Origin of the sequence: Burkholderia pseudomultivorans, assembly GCF_902499075.1 — a bacterium.
Taxonomy (GTDB): domain Bacteria; phylum Pseudomonadota; class Gammaproteobacteria; order Burkholderiales; family Burkholderiaceae; genus Burkholderia; species Burkholderia pseudomultivorans.
In genome coordinates, this window is the sequence record NZ_CABVPP010000009.1 from 1 (window position 1) to 17,073 (window position 17,073).

The 17,073-nt window shown below is 68.2% G+C and carries 17 protein-coding genes; 7 read left to right on the top strand and 10 right to left on the bottom strand.

All coding sequences use genetic code 11. From position 1 onward, the window contains the following. Window positions 1-659 (bottom strand): urea transporter (locus tag BST28156_RS08920; protein WP_174901969.1); only part of this gene is annotated, 659 nt, incomplete at its 3' end. Window positions 660-780: 121 nt separating this feature from the next. Here BST28156_RS08920 and BST28156_RS08925 point away from each other — a divergent pair. After that, window positions 781-1,338 carry a putative glycolipid-binding domain-containing protein gene (locus BST28156_RS08925; protein WP_174901970.1) on the top strand — a complete coding sequence of 186 codons (558 nt, stop codon included), beginning with the start codon at window positions 781-783 and terminating at the stop codon, window positions 1,336-1,338. Here the strand turns inward: BST28156_RS08925 and BST28156_RS08930 are convergent. Genes BST28156_RS08930 through BST28156_RS08945 form a run of 4 tightly spaced genes read right to left on the bottom strand, consistent with a single transcriptional unit; the run spans window position 1,299 to window position 5,654 of the window. Beyond that, on the bottom strand, window positions 1,299-2,210 hold the full coding sequence (locus BST28156_RS08930; RefSeq protein ID WP_174901971.1) for an alpha/beta fold hydrolase: 912 nt from the start codon (window positions 2,208-2,210) through the stop codon (window positions 1,299-1,301). The genes BST28156_RS08925 and BST28156_RS08930 overlap by 40 nt on opposite strands. Window positions 2,211-2,214: 4 nt before the next feature. Then, complete coding sequence (locus BST28156_RS08935; RefSeq protein ID WP_174901972.1) at window positions 2,215-3,120, bottom strand: metal-dependent hydrolase; 906 nt, start codon at window positions 3,118-3,120, stop codon at window positions 2,215-2,217. Then, window positions 3,117-4,055, bottom strand: a complete 939-nt coding sequence (locus BST28156_RS08940; RefSeq protein ID WP_060237027.1) for an SDR family NAD(P)-dependent oxidoreductase — start codon at window positions 4,053-4,055, stop codon at window positions 3,117-3,119. The genes BST28156_RS08935 and BST28156_RS08940 overlap by 4 nt, the downstream gene beginning before the upstream one ends. Window positions 4,056-4,076: 21 nt before the next feature. Then, window positions 4,077-5,654, bottom strand: a complete 1,578-nt coding sequence (locus BST28156_RS08945) for a flavin-containing monooxygenase (protein ID WP_174901973.1) — start codon at window positions 5,652-5,654, stop codon at window positions 4,077-4,079. 378 nt (window positions 5,655-6,032) lie between these two features. Here BST28156_RS08945 and BST28156_RS08950 point away from each other — a divergent pair, with 378 nt between their 5' ends. The 4 genes from BST28156_RS08950 to arsH all read left to right on the top strand — a co-directional run bounded on the left by BST28156_RS08950 (window position 6,033) and on the right by arsH (window position 8,768). Continuing rightward, window positions 6,033-6,380, top strand: coding sequence for an ArsR/SmtB family transcription factor (locus BST28156_RS08950; protein ID WP_174901974.1), 348 nt, complete (start codon window positions 6,033-6,035; stop codon window positions 6,378-6,380). Between the two features lie 13 nt (window positions 6,381-6,393). Next, window positions 6,394-6,888, top strand: a complete 495-nt coding sequence (locus tag BST28156_RS08955; RefSeq protein ID WP_060237039.1) for an arsenate reductase ArsC — start codon at window positions 6,394-6,396, stop codon at window positions 6,886-6,888. 66 nt (window positions 6,889-6,954) lie between these two features. Beyond that, a complete protein-coding gene (arsB, locus tag BST28156_RS08960; RefSeq protein WP_174901975.1) occupies window positions 6,955-8,025 on the top strand; it encodes an ACR3 family arsenite efflux transporter in 1,071 nt (356 codons plus the stop codon). Window positions 8,026-8,045: 20 nt separating this feature from the next. Beyond that, window positions 8,046-8,768 carry an arsenical resistance protein ArsH gene (arsH, locus tag BST28156_RS08965; RefSeq protein ID WP_174901976.1) on the top strand — a complete coding sequence of 241 codons (723 nt, stop codon included), beginning with the start codon at window positions 8,046-8,048 and terminating at the stop codon, window positions 8,766-8,768. An 81-nt stretch (window positions 8,769-8,849) separates the two neighbouring features. On the opposite strand, the gene BST28156_RS08970 is transcribed toward arsH, so the two are convergent. After that, window positions 8,850-9,557: a lysoplasmalogenase gene (locus BST28156_RS08970; protein ID WP_174901977.1), complete on the bottom strand. Its 708-nt coding sequence runs from the start codon at window positions 9,555-9,557 to the stop codon at window positions 8,850-8,852. 362 nt (window positions 9,558-9,919) lie between these two features. On the opposite strand from BST28156_RS08970, the gene speB reads away from it, so the two are divergent. Next, the gene (speB, locus tag BST28156_RS08975) at window positions 9,920-10,888 is read left to right on the top strand and encodes an agmatinase (protein ID WP_174901978.1); all 969 of its coding nucleotides are present in this window, start codon (window positions 9,920-9,922) and stop codon (window positions 10,886-10,888) included. A gap of 108 nt (window positions 10,889-10,996) precedes the next feature. Here speB and BST28156_RS08980 read toward each other — a convergent pair whose 3' ends face one another. From BST28156_RS08980 to BST28156_RS08995, 4 genes are all read right to left on the bottom strand, one after another. After that, complete coding sequence (locus tag BST28156_RS08980) at window positions 10,997-11,977, bottom strand: sulfonate ABC transporter substrate-binding protein (RefSeq protein ID WP_174901979.1); 981 nt, start codon at window positions 11,975-11,977, stop codon at window positions 10,997-10,999. A gap of 123 nt (window positions 11,978-12,100) precedes the next feature. Further along, entirely contained in the window at window positions 12,101-12,928 is an 828-nt protein-coding gene (locus tag BST28156_RS08985; protein WP_174901980.1) for a MerR family transcriptional regulator, read from the bottom strand. Window positions 12,929-12,937: 9 nt separating this feature from the next. Beyond that, complete coding sequence (locus BST28156_RS08990) at window positions 12,938-13,504, bottom strand: GNAT family N-acetyltransferase (protein ID WP_174901981.1); 567 nt, start codon at window positions 13,502-13,504, stop codon at window positions 12,938-12,940. A gap of 208 nt (window positions 13,505-13,712) precedes the next feature. Beyond that, the gene (locus BST28156_RS08995) at window positions 13,713-15,230 is read right to left on the bottom strand and encodes an MDR family MFS transporter (RefSeq protein WP_060237095.1); all 1,518 of its coding nucleotides are present in this window, start codon (window positions 15,228-15,230) and stop codon (window positions 13,713-13,715) included. Between the two features lie 229 nt (window positions 15,231-15,459). On the opposite strand from BST28156_RS08995, the gene BST28156_RS09000 reads away from it, so the two are divergent. Continuing rightward, on the top strand, window positions 15,460-17,019 hold the full coding sequence (locus BST28156_RS09000) for a methyl-accepting chemotaxis protein (protein WP_060237098.1): 1,560 nt from the start codon (window positions 15,460-15,462) through the stop codon (window positions 17,017-17,019). The last annotated feature ends 54 nt before the right edge of the window (window positions 17,020-17,073 follow it).

Here is a 17,073-nt window from a genome sequence, read left to right on the forward strand (position 1 = left end):
GACGCAGGGTCGGCGCCGAGCGCGGTCAGCAGCACGGTCGACACGATCGCGCCGGCGAGCGCGCATGCAGCCGCGCGGCGCGACTCGGCCGCGATGCCCGCGACGATCAGCGCGCCGGCCCACGCGCCTTGCGCGAAGGTGGTCTGCGCGACGCCGGCGAGCAGCGCGGGGCCGATGGCGGACCACGTCGGCGTCGCGCCGGCGATCGCGCCATCCGCATGCTGCGTCGCAATAAAAAACGGCAGCCAGAGCGCGGACACCGCGAGGCACGGGCTCGAATACGGACACTGCCGCCATTTCGCGAGCGGCCCGCGCATCGCGCGATGTACCAGCGCCGCGCCGATCGCGGGCAACGGCGACAGCACGACGCCGATCAGCGGATCCGGCGCGAACACGACGGCGATCAGCGCGGCGAGCGCGCCGTTGAAACCGTGCAGCCCCTGTTCGACATCGTCGCGCCGCGCGCCGGTCAGCACCGCGGCCAGGTTGGCGGCGGCCGCGCCGAGCAGGGCCGCGCAGGCGAGCCGCAGGTCGGTCAGCGCCAGCGCGGCGAGCAGCAGCGCGCCCGTGAGCGCGTTCGCCTGCAGCACGATCTGTCCGATGCTGCGCAGCAGGATGCGCAGGTCGATCGACGGCGTGGCAGAGTGTGCGGTGGACATGATGGCGGCGGAGCAGGACGAGCCGCGAGCATAGGACACAATCCCGTGCACCGGAATAGGGAATTCTGGATAGTCGGGATTTGTGCGCGATGCCCCACCGTGGGGCGCGGAAGGAGGCGGAATGACGAAAGCGGTGCGCTGGGCGTCGCTCGAGGGCGACGGCATCGAACATCTGACGTTCGAGCGGAGCGACGTCGGCATCGTCGTCGAAAGCGCGGTGGTCGGCCAGCGCTACGGCCGGGCCTACGGGCTCGCGTATCGGCTGGTCTGCGATCCGCGATGGCGCGTGACCGACGCGGTGCTCAGGGTGATGGGCGGCGGCACGCTCGAGCTGCGCGGCGACGGCGCCGGTCACTGGCGCGACGGTGCGGGCCGTGCGCTGCCCGCACTGGACGGCTGCATCGACATCGATATCGCGGCGACGCCGTTCACGAACGCGCTGCCGATCGGCCGCCTCGAACTCGCGCGCGGCGAGCGGCGGCCGATCGACGTCGTCTACGTGTCGGTGCCCGACCTGGCCGCGACGCGGGTCGAGCAGGCGTACACCTGCATCGAGCCGGGCCGGCGCTACCGCTACGAAGGCATCTTCCGCAACTTCACCGCCGAGATGGACATCGACGACGACGGCCTCGTGATCGACTACGAGACGCTGTTCAGGCGTCTGCCGGAGCCCGGCTGAGCGGCGGCCGCGTGCGACGGCGCCGCCTTGCGGTCCTGCGCGGACGCGAAACGGTCGATCCGCGACGCGATCAGGTCGGGATTGCGCAGCACGATCCAGTGGGCCCCGTCGATTTCCTCGCGGACATGCTCGCCGAGCCAGCGATCGAGATCGACCGTCATCTCGGGCGTCACGTAGCGGTCGCGCACCGGCACGAGAATCTGCACCGGCGCCTGCGCATGCCGCTCGCGCGGCCTTCTTGCACGCGCGATGAAGTTTGCGCGGTACATCTGCAACCCGTTCAGCGCATTCTTCAATTGCGACGGATCGCGCTCGACGCGCACGCGTTCGGTCAGCTGCAGCCAGCGTGGCCACAGCGCAGCGCCGCCGAGCCGCCAGACCAGCGACGGCACGAGCGGCAGGTGAAAGAACGCGATGTACCACGACTTCAGGCTCTGCTTGAGCCGCAGCTTCGCGCGGAACACGTGGTCGAGGCACGGGCCCGAGATCGACGTATACGACGCGATCCGCCCGCGAAACGCGGGATCGGTGACAGCCTCCCAGCACTGGATCGAGCCCCAGTCGTGACCGACGAGGTGGAACGGCCGGCCGCCGCAGGTCGCGTCGGCGACGGCCTGCAGGTCGTCGGCGAGCCGCGCGAGCGCGTAGTCGGCGCGGCGGCGCGGCGCATCGGAGGCGCCCGCACCGCGCACGTCATACGCGATCACGCGGTAGCGTTGCGCGAGCCGTGCGCGGATCGGCGCCCACACGGCCGCCGAATCGGGGTAGCCGTGCACGAGGATCAGCGGCGGCGCGCGACGCGGGCCGCTGACGTAGACGGCGAGTTTCACGTCGCCCGATCGAACGGTCAGCATGTCGCTTGCGCGCGCCATCGCGTCAGGCCTGCGGGATCGGATGCAGCGGCACGCGGCGCGGGGCCGCCTGCGCCGCATAGCGCGCGTTGGTCGCGTCGATGTTCGCGAGCAGCGTGTCGAGCCCTTGCAGGTACTGGTGGTTGTCGTGGTCCCACGGATGGAAGCCCGGGCGGAAATAGTCGAGCCATTCGCGCGCGATGCTCGGGAACACGCCGTGTTTCGGCCCGTACAGATACTTGACGAGACGCCACATCCCGCCGAACTTCCCGTGACGGCGGCGGTGCGCGAGCATCAGGCGCACATGGAAGTCGAACACGATGGTCCAGAACGTCAGCGTCGTCAACAGCATCGTGCCGGTGCGCAGCAGGTAGCTGCCGAGGCCGGGCTTCATCACCGCGTTCCATACGTCGTACGACACGGCCTTGTGCTCGGTCTCTTCCATCGCGTGCCACATCCACATCTGCGTGTAGCCCTCGACCGAGCCGTCGATGCGGTGCTCGTGGCCCGACAGCAGCTGGTTCGCGAGAATCGCCGTGTAGTGTTCGAGCGCGATCGTGATCGCCAACTGCATCGAGTGCGGCAGCAGCTTGCGGAACCAGCCTAGGATCGTCCACAGGCGCTTGTCGAGCTTGTGCGCGGGCAGCCCCGACGATTGCAGCAGGTCGTTGTACTCGATGTGTTCGCGCGTATGCATCGCTTCCTGGCCGATGAAGCCGAGCACCTGCTTCTTCAGTTCAGGGTCTTCGATCCGGTCGCGGTAGTTGCGCACCGAATCCATGAAGAAGCGTTCGCCGGCCGGGAACAGCAGCGACAGCGCGTTCATGAAGTGCGTGACGGGCACGCCCTGTACGTGCCAGTCCTTCGCGCGTTCGGGCGGCAGGGCGAAGCGGATGTCGCGCCTTACCGGCATCATGTGCGGGGTCGTCATGACTGGTTTCCTCCCTGATTGCCTGCATTGTTATAGGTTGCGTGGAGCGGCGCGCTCGCCGGCGTGCCGTAGCGGGCCGCGCGGCGGCGTGCCTTGCGGGCCTCCTGGCGCGACTTGAGCACGACGAGCGTCTGGTAGGCGGACGGCAGGATCCGCGCCATCCAGTCGGCGGCCTTCGCGTCGCGGCCGATCAGCACGCGGCGCTTGTTGCGGCGCACGCCGGACAGGATCGTGCGCGCGGCGTCGTCGGCGGTCGTGATGAAGAACTTCTCGAAATCGTCCTTGCCTTGCTGTTCGCTCTCGATCATGAAACCGACCATGTTCTTCGCGATGCGGCTCGACTGCGCGATATTGGTGCGGATGCCGCCCGGGTGCACGCAGGTCGCCGACACGCCGCACTTCATCATGTCGAGTTCCTGGCGCAGCGATTCGGTGAAGCCGCGCACCGCGAACTTGGTCGCGTTGTAGCCGCTCATGCCGGGCTGCGCGAAGATCCCGAAGATGCTCGACGTATTGATCACGTGGCCTTCGCCCGCCGCCTTCAGGTGCGGCAGGAACGCCTTCGTGCCGTGCACGATGCCCCAGAAATTGATGTTCACGATCCATTCGAGATCGCTGTATTCCATCCCTTCGATGGTGCTCGACAGCGCGACGCCCGCGTTGTTGAAGATCAGGTTGACCTTGCCGTGCGCCTTCGCGGTGTCGTCGGCCCACGCGAACATCGCGTCGCGATCGCCGACGTCGAGCACGCGCGTCGTCACGCGCACGTTCGGCGCGATCGCGCGGACGATCCGCTCGGTTTCGGCGAGGCCGACGCCGTTCTTGTCGGCGAGCGACACGTGGCAGCCGGCCTGCGCGAGCTGTACCGCGAGCGAGCGGCCCATGCCCGAGCCGGCGCCCGTGATCGCGGCGACCTTGTTGGCGAAATCTTTCATGTCGGTGGCTCCTTGTCGGTGTCAGGCCGCTTCGGCGGATGCGGAAGCGGCGGGCGCGGCCAGCGGCTGCGCGGCGGTGTCGTGCCGGGGCGCGCGATACGCGTGGTAGTCGGCGATCGAGAAGTGCGCGGTGGCCTGGCGGAAGCGCCACGTGAAGCCCGGCCACAGCGTCGTGTTCTTGCCGGTGCGCGGATCGAGGTACCAGCTCTTGCAGCCGCCCGTCGACCAGATCGCCTTCTTCAGCTTGCCCTGCAGTTCGCTGTTGAACTGCGCCTCGACGGTCGGACGCACCTCGATCGCGTCCGCGCGTTCGCGGTGCATCGCCTGCAGTGCGCCGAGGATGTATTCGATCTGCGACTCGATCATGAACACCATCGAGTTGTGGCCGAGGCCCGTGTTCGGGCCGACGATCATGAAGAAATTCGGGTAGCCGGGTAGCGTCGTGCCGAGATACGCATGCGCACCGTCGCGCCACGCATCGACGATGTCGAGGCCGTTGCGGCCGACGATCGCGCCGCGCGGAAACGGATCGGCGACCTGGAAGCCGGTGCCGTAGATCAGGCAGTCGACTTCATGGCGCTGGCCGTCGGTCGTCACCACTGCGTCGGCCTCGATATGGTCGATGCCGGTCGTGATCACGTCGACGTTCTGCCGCGACAGCGCGGGGTAATAGTCGTTCGAGATCAGCACGCGCTTGCAGCCGAGCGTGTAGTCCGGCGTGACCGCGCGGCGCAGTTCCGGATCGGCGATCTGCTTGCGGATGTGGCGCAGCGCGAGCTTCTGCACGTTCTTCATCAGCCCCGGATGGATCGCGAAGCCGAGCACGCGCGATTCGAGCATCCAGTAGATGCCGCTGCGCATCACCTTCTGCGTGATCGGCAGCGTGCGGAACAGCCATTGCTCGAACCGGGTCAGCTTGCGGTCGGGCTTCGGCATGATCCACGGCGGCGTGCGCTGGAACAGCGCGAGCGTCTTCACGCGCGGCGCGATCTGCGGAACGAACTGGATCGCGCTCGCGCCGGTGCCGATTACCGCGACGCGCTTGCCTTCGAGTGGGTAGTCGTGATCCCACTGCTGCGAGTGGAACGCGCGGCCGCGGAAATCCTCGACGCCGGGAATCGCCGGCAGCGCCGCGCGCGACAGGCCGCCCATGCCCGATACGAGCACGCGCGCGGACAGCCGCCTGCCGTTCGTGAACGTCAGGTTCCAGCGCTGCGCACGTTCGTCGTATTCCGCGCGCTGCAGTTCGTGGTTCAGGCGCAGGTGCGAGCCGATCCCGAAGCGCTGCACGCAGTCTTCCAGATACGCGCGGATCTCCGGCTGCGGCGCGAACATGCGCGTCCAGCGCGGGTTCGGTGCGAACGAGAACGAGTAGACGTGCGATTGCACGTCGCATGCACACCCGGGGTAATGGTTGTCGCGCCACGTGCCGCCGACCGAGGCCGCCTTTTCGAGGACGACGAAGTCGGTCACGCCGGTCTGTCGCAGGCGGATGGCCATCCCGAGACCGGCGAAGCCGGTGCCGATGACGGCGATGTCGACGGTTTCGTCCAGGCCGTCGTGGCCGGGCGGGCCGAAAGGCAGGGTGCGAGCATTCATCCGGGTGTCTCCGATTTGGCTCATTTTTGAATGTTACATTGATTGATGTAACGATAGTGGCTGGGCCTGCAAACCGCAAGAGGCTAGAAGCCGGACTCTAAGGGCCGGAAAGCACGCGGGGAAAGGCTGAGCGCGGTTTGGAACGGTGTGGTTTTTGCAATGCGGAATGGGCTGCGAGGGCCGTTGGACGGGGCGGGAAGGTGGCGGGAATGGCTTGCCGGCGGATCGCAGCCTGTTTGATTTCGTCGCAGCGATGCGCGTGTTTCGGCAGCAGCTAGGGTTTTCAGGGAGCCTTCCCGCGACCGGCCGGCCCTCGTCAGGCCTTCGACGCGGTGGGTGCCGGTTTCTTTTGTTTGATATTTCGATTAGTATCGAAACATGGAAACGAATCAGACCATCGCCGTCCTCTCCGCGCTCGCGCACGAATCCCGGCTCGCGGTGTTCCGCGCGCTCGTGCAGGCGGGGCCGTCGGGCCTGCCGGCCGGGCAGATTGCCGCGCAGCTCGACGTGCCGCCGTCGTCGCTGTCCTTTCACCTGAAGGAGCTGACCCACGCGCAGCTCGTCACCAGCCGTCAGGAAGGGCGCTTCGTCATCTACTGCGCGAACTACGCGACGATGAACGGACTGCTCGACTATCTGACCGAGAACTGCTGCGGCGGCAATCCGTGCTCGCCGGTATCCGCCTGTTCGCCGTCCGGCAAAACCGTCTGCACCGATCAACCCTGAAGCGCTCCCGACCATGACGACCCGCGTCCTGATTCTCTGTACTCACAATTCCGCGCGCAGCGTGCTGGCGGAAGGCATGCTCAACCACTGGGCCGCGAAGCTCGGCAAGGACGTGCGCGCGTATAGCGCGGGCAGCGCGCCGAGCGGCCGGCTCAATCCGTACGCGCTGGAGGCGCTGACCCGGGCGGGCGTCGATGTCGGCGGATACCGCAGCAAGAGCTGGGACGAATTCGTCGGCGATCGCGCGCCCGAGATGCGCATCGTCATCACGGTATGCGACAGTGCGGCCGCGGAAACCTGCCCGTACTGGCCCGGCAGCCCCGTCAACGTGCATTGGGGGTACGCCGATCCGTCGAACGCGCCGGGAGGCGACGACGGCAAGCGGCTCGCGTTCGAACTGACGCGCCAGGCGATTGCGTATCGAATGCTGCAGTTGCTCGCGCTGCCGCTCGATCGAATGGACAACGCCGAACTCCAGGCTGCACTGACCGACATCTCGCGAAACTGATCGCCACGCATCGCGGCACCGCCGGATCGCGGTGCCGCGTGCATGTGCAAGACCGACACCTGCCCAATGAACACGACCCGCGTCGCTGCGCCCGCAAAGGCGGCCGCCCAGCCTTCCATCCGCTTCTTCGAACGTTATCTGACCGTCTGGGTCGCGCTGTGCATCGTCGCCGGCATCGCGCTCGGCCAGGCGCTGCCGGGCCTGTTCCAGCGGATCGGCCGGATCGAATACGCACAGGTCAATCTTCCGGTCGGGCTGCTGATCTGGGTGATGATCGTCCCGATGCTCGTGAAGGTCGACTTCGGCGCGTTGCACGAGGTGCGTCGGCACGTGAAAGGGATCGGCGTCACGCTCGTCGTGAACTGGCTCGTCAAGCCGTTTTCGATGGCGTTCCTGGGCTGGCTGTTCGTGCGTCATCTGTTCGCGCCGATGCTGCCGGCGGACCAGCTCGACAGCTATGTCGCCGGCCTGATCCTGCTGGCCGCCGCGCCGTGCACAGCGATGGTGTTCGTCTGGAGCCGGCTCACCGGCGGCGATCCGCTGTTCACGCTGTCGCAGGTCGCGCTGAACGACAGCATCATGGTGATCGCGTTTGCGCCGCTGGTGGGCCTGCTGCTCGGGATGTCCGCGATCACGGTGCCGTGGACGACGCTGCTGACGTCGGTCGTGCTCTACATCGTCATCCCGGTGATCCTCGCGCAGATCTGGCGCAAGGCGTTGCTCGCGAAGGGGCAGGCCGCATTCGATGCGGCCATGGCGAGGCTCGGCCCGTGGTCGATCGCCGCGCTGCTGGCCACGCTCGTGCTGCTGTTCGCGTTCCAGGGCGAGGCGATCCTGAAGCAGCCGCTGGTGATCGCGCTGCTCGCGGCGCCGATCCTGATCCAGGTGTTCTTCAACGCGGCGCTTGCCTACTGGCTCAATCGCGCAGTCGGCGAGAAGCACGAGATTGCGTGCCCGTCGGCGCTGATCGGCGCGTCCAACTTCTTCGAGCTAGCCGTCGCGGCCGCGATCAGCCTGTTCGGCTTTCATTCCGGCGCGGCGCTGGCCACCGTCGTGGGCGTGCTGATCGAGGTGCCGGTGATGCTGCTGGTGGTACGCATCGTCAACCGGTCGAAAGGCTGGTACGAGCAGGCTTGAGCAACACAGGAACCTTCCCCATGCCGAATCTCTTGAACGATCTGCCGCAACTCGACGTCGAGCTGTTTCGCGTGCCGGACGCCGGGCAGTTGCGGCCGGCGTCGCCGTCCACCCATCCGCCGCGGATCCTGCTGCTGTACGGCTCGCTGCGCGAGCGTTCGTTCAGCCGGCTGCTGGTCGAGGAAGCCGCACGCCTGCTCACGGCGATGGGCGCCGAGGTGCGCGTATTCAACCCGAGCGGCCTGCCGCTGCCCGACGACGCGCCGGACAGCCATCCGAAGGTCGTCGAGCTGCGCGAACAGGTGATGTGGTCGGAAGGCATGGTGTGGTGCTCGCCGGAGCGGCACGGCGCGATGACCGGGATCATGAAGTCGCAGATCGACTGGATCCCGCTGTCGGCCGGCGCCGTGCGGCCGACGCAGGGCAAGACGCTCGCGGTGATGCAGGTCAGCGGCGGCTCGCAGTCGTTCAACGCGGTGAACCAGATGCGCGTGCTGGGACGCTGGATGCGCATGCTGACGATCCCGAACCAGTCGTCGGTGGCCAAGGCGTTCATGGAGTTCGACGAGGCCGGCCGGATGAAGCCGTCGGCCTATTACGACCGTGTCGTGGACGTGATGGAGGAACTGGTGAAATTCACGTTGCTGACGCGCGACATCGGTCCCTACCTCGTCGATCGATACAGCGAACGCAAGGAAAGCGCGGAAGCGCTGTCGCGGCGGGTGAATCAGGCGGATATCTGATCCGGCCCGACGCGATCGCGCGCGGTGCGGCGATGTATCGACGGCCGCGCAGCAAACCGGTTTGGCCCGGTGTGCAAGCCTTCACCGTGACGGCATCCCCGTTCGAGCGACAGGAAAACGGCGGTCGGCGGCACGCGCGATCGTTTCGCGAAATACGCCGGCGACGATCGTGACCTGCGCGAGCGCGTAGAGGTTCCAGATCAGGTAGTCGATGCCCGGAAAGGCGCCGAGGAAGCGTCCGACGCCGATCAGCGTGTCGGAGCCGACGAAGACCAGGCTGCCGAGCGCGACCAGCGGGCCGTGCGTGCGGGCCGCGAGCGCGAAGCTCGCCATCGCGCACAGCACCAGCATGTAGACCGCCACCGGCGCGGCCAGCTCGCCGAGATGCGGGAAGAACGCCGCATAGAAGCCGGGCGCCGGGATCCACAGCGCGATCAGCGCGGCCACGCGCCAGCCGCGCGGGCGGGCGCGCCAGCGCAAGAAGATCGCGCAATAGCACAGGTGCGTGAGCAGGAATGCGCCGAGGCCGCCGACGAACGACAGCGGCCAGTCGGGCAGCGCGAGCAGCACGTCGCCGAGCACGGCCGTCGCGAGCGCTGCGCACAGCCATCCGCGTTCTCGCGGCGCCGCGCAGGCGCTGCCCGCGACGAGCAGCAGCACGCCCATCGCCGCTTTCGCGGCGGCCTGGCCGGGATAGGGCGCCGCGGCGAGCGACAGTCCGTACAGCAGCGCGGCGGCGACGGCGAGCGGCCAGAGCCGGCGGTAGGCGGCGGGAAGCGTGGCGATCAAGGTGGTGTCTCCGGGTTGTCGTTGTCGTTGTCGTTGTCGTTGTCGTTGTCGGCGGCGCGCCTGCGCGAGCGCGGCCGACGGTCATTATCCGGAAGAAGCGGCGTGCGGGAACCGGCAAACCCTTCTAGTGCGCGATCGCTGCCGGCCGGCGCGTTGCCCCGGCCGAGCCGGGGCAACGGCGGCAATTCGGCTTGTTATCATCGCCGCGGTATCCGTTGTTCCGTCCGGCCGCGCGACAGGATTCGCGCGGCTGGCGCGGCGGCTGCGTCCGGCACGACGCGGTGCCGCGCGCTCGATGAATCGGCGCCGTGTCCGATCCGCACAGGCGGGTGAATCCGGCACCCACGACCACAGGTTCGACCATGACCGAACTTCTTCACGGCGACGGCGCGATCCGTCGCACGACGCCGTACGGCTCCTCGATCGAGCATACCTATGCGGGCGTGCTGTCGTTCATGCGCCGCAATTATTCGCGCGCGCTCGACGGCGTCGACGTCGCGATTTCCGGTGTGCCGCTCGATCTCGCGACGACCTACCGATCGGGTGCGCGGCTAGGCCCGGCCGCGATCCGCGCGGCGAGCGTGCAGCTCGCCGAGCTGAATCCGTATCCGTGGGGCTTCGACCCGTTCGACGATCTCGCGGCGATCGATTACGGCGACTGCTGGTTCGACGCGCATAACCCGCTGTCGATCAAGCCGGCGATCGTCGAGCATGCGCGCACGATCCTGCGCTCGGGCGCGAAGATGCTGACCTTCGGCGGCGATCACTACATCACGTATCCGCTGCTGGCCGCGCATGCGGAGCGTTACGGCAAGCCGCTGTCGCTGATTCATTTCGACGCGCATTGCGATACGTGGGCCGACGACGAGCCGGACAGCCTCAATCACGGCACGATGTTCTACAAGGCGGTGAAGGAGGGGCTGATCGATCCCGCGACGTCGGTGCAGGTCGGGATCCGCACGTGGAACGACGATTTCCTGGGGATCGAGCGGCTCGATGCGGCGTGGGTGCACGAGCATGGTCCGCGTGCGGCGGTCGAGCGGATCGTCGGGATCGTGGGCGCGCGGCCTGCTTATCTGACGTTCGATATCGATTGTCTCGATCCGGCGTTCGCGCCCGGCACCGGGACGCCGGTCGCGGGCGGACTGTCGTCGGCGCAGGCGCTGGCGATCGTGCGGGCGTTGGGCGCGGTGAACCTGATCGGCGCGGACGTCGTCGAGGTGGCGCCCGCTTACGATCATGCGGACATCACGGCGATCGCTGCCGCGCATATTGCCTGTGATTTGCTGTGTCTGTGGCGGCAGAGGAAGGTGGCGGGGGTGTTGAAGTAGGTGAGCGGCGGGAGGCCGCCGGGGCGTTGAATTCGAGCGCGACAAAAAAGGCCGACGAGCACGCTGCCCACCGGCCTTTCTCGATGACACGCACGCAGCGTCCAGCCGCTACTTCGCCGCAAGCGCCTCCGCCGCGCGCTTGTCGATCCATGCGTTGTCCGCAACCGTCAGCTTCTGCGGAATCAGCTTGGCCGCATAAAACGCGTCGGCGACCCCTTGCTGGACCGCGACGATCCTGTCGTCGAGCGGCACCGCGCCGAACGGCACGCGCTTGATCCACGTCTCGACGAGCGGCTGCGGCAGCCCGACCTTCGGCGCGAGCAGTGCAGCCGTCTCGCCCGGATGCCCGTTCACCCACTGACCGGTCTCGCGCGCCTGTTTCAGGATCGCGCCGACCACCTCGGGATGCTGTTGCGCGAAATCCCGCGTCGCCTCGTAGAAATTGTTCGCCGCCGCCAGTCCCGAATAGTCCGACAGCGTGCGCACCTTCAGCGCGCTCTGCGCGGCTGCATAGTACGGATCCCACACGGCCCACGCGTCGACGTTGCCGCTCTCGAACGCCGCACGCGCATCGGCCGGCGGCAGGTACACCGGGCGAATCTCGTCGTAGCGCACGCCGGCCTTCTTCAATGCTTCGAGCAGCAGGTAGTTCGCGCTGGAACCCTTCTGCAGCGCGACCTTCTTGCCGCGCAGGTCGGCGAGCGAGCGGATCGGCGAGTCGGCCTTCACGAACACCGCTTCGTTATGCGGCGCCGGCGGTTCCGCGCCGACATAGACGAATCGCACGCCGGCCGCCTGCGCGAATACCGGCGGCGGCGCGCCCGTATAGCCGAAGTCGATGCTGTTCGCGTTCAGCGCTTCGAGCAGTTGCGGGCCGGCCGGGAATTCGAACCACTGCACGTTGTAGCCGAGCGGCCTGAGCCGCGCCTCGAGCGAACCCTGCGCCTTGACGATCGACAGCAGGCCGGCCTTCTGGTAGCCGATGCGCACGACCTTGTCGGCGCCGCCTTGCGCGAAGGCCGACACGGCGGATAGCGCGACGAGCGTCGTCGCGGCGGTGCGGGTGATCCAGCGGGTGAAACGAATCATCGAACGAACTCCATGCGCAGCGTCTTCGGGGAGCGGCTTGCGCCGCTCGGTTGGAAGAATCGTCGCATGGGCGTGGATGCCCGCCAACGAAGCAATGCCGATAAGAATATGACGGCGCCGCGCTTATGCTTTGTCGTCGTGCGGCGTGCCGGCCTGCCGTGCCGCTTCGTCGCTGAGCTTCCTGTCGAGAATCGTCGCCACGCGGCCGCCGAGGTAGGCGCTCGCCGCGGTTTCGAGTGCGCGGTTGGTCTCGCCTTCGACGAACACGGCCGCGAGCGGGCGCAGCCGCCAGATCGCGTCGACCAGCGCGGGCACGTCGGTCGCCGGCGGCAGCGTGCCGGCGTCGTAGCGGTCGAGCCGCTTGACGACCAGATCGACGAGCAGCCGCGCGATCGCATCGAAATGCGGCCGCGCGAGGCTGATCACGTCGAGCAGCTCGCGCGGCGGAATGCCTTCCTTGGTCATCGCGGCCGCCGCTTCGAGCAGCGCGGGGCTCTTCGCGACGAACGACAGGCCGCGCCGTTCGAGCAGGCCCAGCTCGGTCACGCGCGCGAGCTGCGTGGGCGTTTGCGGGCCGAACATCTGCGCGAGCGCGGCGAGCGAATAGGTTTTCGGCAACTCGTGCGACCAGCGCCCGCCGATCGCATTTTCCAGGCCGAGGATCGAGCGCAGGTCGTGGCCCTCGTCGATCGCCTTGATCAGGTCCTGGATGTTCGACAGCGTGTAGCCGCGCGCGAGCAGGTGGTTGATCAGCTTCAGGCGCGCGACGTGCGTGTCGTCGTAGATGCCCACGCGCCCGCGCTTCTCGGGCGGCGCGAGCAGGCCGCGATCCTGGTACGCGCGCACGTTGCGCACGGTCGTGTCGGACACGCGCGCCAGTTCGTCGACCGTGTACTCGTTGCGGGTGTCCGCAGCGGCCTCGTCGGGAGTGGGTTGAGTCTGTTTTGGCATGCGGCCATTCTAGCGCGACGCGGCCGGGGCGGGCGATGCGGGGTGCGTGTGCGCGCCGTCGCCGAGCGTTCGCTGCAGCAACGCGGTGTCGATCCAGCGGCCGTGCTTGAAACCGACCGCCTTCAGCGTGCCGGCCGGCTCGAAGCCGAACGCGCGATGCAGCGACGTCGACCCGCCGGTGCCGCCGTCGGCGATCACTGCGATCATCTGCCGCCACGGGCCGGCCTCGCAACGCGCGATCAGCGCCGCCAGCAGCGCGCGGCCGATCCCGCGGCCGCGCTGTGCGTCGTCGATATAGATCGAGTCCTCGATCGTGTGGCGGTATGCGCTGCGCGGGCGGTACGGCGTCGCATACGCGTAGCCGGCGACGCGGCCGGCGTATTCCGCGACGAGATACGGCAGGCCGTGGCGCAGCACCGCGTCGCGACGGGCGCGCAGTTCGGCGACATCGGGCGGCGCTTCCTCGAACGACGCGACGCCGTGCAGCACGTGGTGCGCGTAGATGGCCCGGATGGCGGGCAGATCGGCATCGGTCGCGTCGCGGACGATGCAGGGGGAAGCGGAAGCGGCTGGCATGGCGGCGGGGCGGGGTGGATCGGGTTGGGTGGCGAAGCCTCTACTATGCGGTGGGTCGGCGGGGGCGGTAAAGACGCGCGTGATCGTGAGCGACCGGCCGGCATCGGGAAGGAGGCCGCGAGCCGGGGCGAGACGACCGGCACTCGGCCAGCGGCCCGAAGCCGGGCTGGCGACGCGGCGAGCCGCTGCGTACCGGCCGCCAGAATCCTCAACCATTGTGCTTGCGCAGCGGCGCATCCTCGACGAACCACGCGAGCACGAATGCGATGGCGATTACCGTCGCCGCCGCGAGATACACGACATGCAGCGAGCCCGCGAACGCGTGCAGATAAGCGTCGCGCACCGCGTCCGGCAACTGGTGCACCGCCGACGGGCCGAGCGCGGGCGGCAGTTCCGTGCCGGCCGGCAGCGCCGCCGTGATCCGCGCCTGCAACCCGTGCGAGAACAGCGCACCGAACGCGGCGACGCCGAGCGAGCCGCCGATCGAGCGGAACAGCGTCGCGCCGGAGGTCGCGACGCCCATGTGCCGGAACTCGACCGTGTTCTGCACGGCGAGCGTCAGCACGGGCATCACCATGCCGAGCCCGATTCCGAGCAGCGCCATGTACGCGTACATCGTGTGCAGCGGCGTATCGAGCGACAGCGTCGACAGCAGCGTCATCGCGATGCCGCCGATCAGCGTGCCGCCGATCGGAAACGCGCGGTACGAACCGAGCCGCGAGATCAGCCGGCCGCTGATCACCGAGGTCGCGAGCATCCCGCCCATCATCGGCAGCAGCTGCATGCCGGCCTGCGACGGCGTCGAACCCTTCACGACCTGCAGATAAAGCGGGATGAACGTGACCGAGCCGAACAGCGCGATGCCGACCACGAAGCCGATCAGGCTGACCAGCACGAAGGTGCGGTGGCGGAACAGTTCGAGCGGCATGATCGGCTCGGCCGCGAGCCGTTCTTCGTAGACGAAGCCGCCGATCGCGACGATGCCGAGCGCGAGCGTCATCCACAGCTGCGGCGACGACCACGGCAGCAGCGAGCCGCCTTCGCTCGTAAACAGGATCACGCAGGTGAGGGCCGTCGCGAGGAACGCGGCGCCCATGTAGTCGATCCGGTGCTTCACGTGCGCGGTGTGCGGCCGGAACGCGATGCCGATCACCGCCAGCGCGACAAAGCCGAGCGGCAGGTTGATCGTGAAGATCCAGCGCCACGACAGGTGCTCGACCAGAAAGCCGCCGAGCAGCGGGCCGACGATCGTCGCGAGGCCGTACACGCCGCCGAACATCCCCTGGTAGCGCGCGCGCCGGTCGGGCGGCACCAGATCGCCGATCGCGGCCATCGTGACGACCATCAGGCCGCCGCCGCCGAGGCCCTGCAGCGCGCGCAGCACGATCAGCTGCGTCATGTCCTGCGCGATCCCGCACAGCGCCGAACCGGCGAGGAACAGCACGATCGCGACCTGCAGCACGATCTTGCGGCCGTACAGGTCGCCGAGCTTGCCGTACAGCGGCAACACCACCGTCGACGACAGCAGGTACGCGGTGACGACCCACGACAACTGGTCGAGCCCGCCCAGTTCGCCGACGATCGTCGGCAGCGCGGTCGACACGATCGTCTGGTCGAGCGCGGACAGCAGCATCACCAGCAGCAGCGCGGCGACGATCAGGCCGGTCGGCGCGTCGCGGCGGGCGGCTTCGGCGGCCGGTGCGGAGAGCAGGGTATTGGTTCTCATCGATATATCTGCCATGGCAGGGAATGGATCGAAATATAGAGGCTAATTATTGACTAGTCAATTTCTGTCTGGCCTCGAATTGTTGCAGCCGTAACAGGAGATTGCCGGCGCGCCGAATTGATCCAGGTCAGACGAATGGCCGGTCGGACTCAAGTTTTCTGCAGGCAAACCGTAATCCAGAGTGCCGCGGCCCGATTGTCGCGGCGTCTTTCATCGCTCTCGTGCCGTCATGAACCTGAACGCCCTGTTTTCCCGTTTCTCGATCCGCACGCGGATCTTTTCCACGCTCGGCCTGGTCGCGGCGCTGCTCGTCGTGTCGGGGCTGATCGGCCTTGCCGGCATGCAAAGCTCGAACCGCGCGCTCGACGAGGCCTATACGCGGCAACTGGCCGCCAAGACCGCACTGGCTGCGGCGAGCCTGAACCTGACAATCGTGCGCACGACGCTCGACCGCGCGCTGCTGCATCCGGATGCGCCGGAAGTGCCCGATCTCGTCGCGAAGGCCGAAAACTATCTCGCGAAGGCCGACACCGCATGGGCGACGTACGCGGCGATGCCGCACGACGGCGACGAAGGGCCGCTCGCGAGCCGGCTCGATGCCGCGCGCCAGGCGCTGATCGGGCAGGCGCTGAAGCCGCTGATCGACGCGATCCGCGCGGGCCGGCGCGACGACGCGGACCGGCTGCTGATGACGGTCGCGCCGCCGCTGTCGGTGTCGCTCACGCAGGCGACCGACGCGCTCGACGCGTTCCAGGTCGCGCGCGGCAAGGCCGCCTACGACACCGCGCAGACGTACTACGGCTGGCTGCGCGCAGGCGCGGTCGCCGGCATCGCGCTCGGCCTCGCGGCCTGCCTGGGCTGCGCGATCGGCCTGCATTTCGCGATCACGCAGCCGGTCAACCGGCTGCTCACGCATTTCCGCCGCCTGTCCGAGGGCGACCTGACGTCGGAGGTGCGCTGGACCTCGCGCGACGAAATGGCCGAGCTGGTCAAGGGCGTGACGGGCATGCAGCGCAGTCTCGCGGACACGGTGCGCCAGGTCGCGCAAGGTTCCGACGCGATCTCGACGGCGACGCATCAGATCGCCGCGGGCAACACCGACCTGTCGCAGCGCACCGAGGAACAGGCCGCCGCGTTGCAGGAAACCGCCGCGAGCATGGAGCAGCTGACGGCGACCGTGAAGCAGAACGCCGACCATGCGCTCGAGGCGCAGGCCTGCGCGGACAGCGCGAGCGAGATCGCGACGCGCGGCGCGACGGTCGTCGGCGAGGTGATCGGCACGATGACTGAGATCGACCAGAGTTCGCAGAAGGTCGCCGACATCATCGGCACGATCGAGGGAATTGCCTTCCAGACCAACATCCTTGCGCTGAACGCGGCGGTGGAAGCCGCGCGCGCGGGCGAGCAGGGCCGCGGTTTCGCGGTGGTCGCGGGCGAGGTGCGCACGCTCGCGCAGCGCTCGGCGTCGGCGGCGAAGGAAATCCGCACGCTGATCGGCGAATCGGTCGAGCGCGTCGCGAACGGCTCGCGGCTGGTCGGCGTGGCGGGCACGACGATGCAGGACATCCAGCAGGCGATCGCGCGCGTGACCGGCATCATGACCGAGATCGCGGCCGCGTCGAACGAGCAGCGCGACGGCATCGAGCAGGTGAACCGCGCGGTGTCGCAGATGGATCAGGTGTCGCAGCAGAACGCGGCGCTCGTCGAGCAGGCCGCGGCGGCGGCCGCGTCGCTCGAGGAACAGGCCGACGGGCTGCGCCGCGCGGTGGGGGCGTTCCGCGTCGCGTAAGTCGTGGTGTGAGCTGAGGCAACGGGCGCCGCGGCGGCGTGCGATGCCACCGCC

Coding starts and splice junctions, on each gene's coding strand:
- BST28156_RS08935 (WP_174901972.1), bottom strand. CDS start 3,120: ATGACGACCCCGCACATGATGCCGGTAAGGCGCGACATCCGCTTCGCC.
- BST28156_RS08995 (WP_060237095.1), bottom strand. CDS start 15,230: ATGAGAACCAATACCCTGCTCTCCGCACCGGCCGCCGAAGCCGCCCGC.
- BST28156_RS08985 (WP_174901980.1), bottom strand. CDS start 12,928: ATGCCAAAACAGACTCAACCCACTCCCGACGAGGCCGCTGCGGACACC.
- BST28156_RS08945 (WP_174901973.1), bottom strand. CDS start 5,654: ATGAATGCTCGCACCCTGCCTTTCGGCCCGCCCGGCCACGACGGCCTG.
- BST28156_RS08925 (WP_174901970.1), top strand. CDS start 781: ATGACGAAAGCGGTGCGCTGGGCGTCGCTCGAGGGCGACGGCATCGAA.
- BST28156_RS08990 (WP_174901981.1), bottom strand. CDS start 13,504: ATGCCAGCCGCTTCCGCTTCCCCCTGCATCGTCCGCGACGCGACCGAT.
- BST28156_RS08940 (WP_060237027.1), bottom strand. CDS start 4,055: ATGAAAGATTTCGCCAACAAGGTCGCCGCGATCACGGGCGCCGGCTCG.
- BST28156_RS08930 (WP_174901971.1), bottom strand. CDS start 2,210: ATGGCGCGCGCAAGCGACATGCTGACCGTTCGATCGGGCGACGTGAAA.
- speB (WP_174901978.1), top strand. CDS start 9,920: ATGACCGAACTTCTTCACGGCGACGGCGCGATCCGTCGCACGACGCCG.
- BST28156_RS08980 (WP_174901979.1), bottom strand. CDS start 11,977: ATGATTCGTTTCACCCGCTGGATCACCCGCACCGCCGCGACGACGCTC.
- arsB (WP_174901975.1), top strand. CDS start 6,955: ATGAACACGACCCGCGTCGCTGCGCCCGCAAAGGCGGCCGCCCAGCCT.
- BST28156_RS09000 (WP_060237098.1), top strand. CDS start 15,460: ATGAACCTGAACGCCCTGTTTTCCCGTTTCTCGATCCGCACGCGGATC.
- BST28156_RS08955 (WP_060237039.1), top strand. CDS start 6,394: ATGACGACCCGCGTCCTGATTCTCTGTACTCACAATTCCGCGCGCAGC.
- arsH (WP_174901976.1), top strand. CDS start 8,046: ATGCCGAATCTCTTGAACGATCTGCCGCAACTCGACGTCGAGCTGTTT.
- BST28156_RS08950 (WP_174901974.1), top strand. CDS start 6,033: ATGGAAACGAATCAGACCATCGCCGTCCTCTCCGCGCTCGCGCACGAA.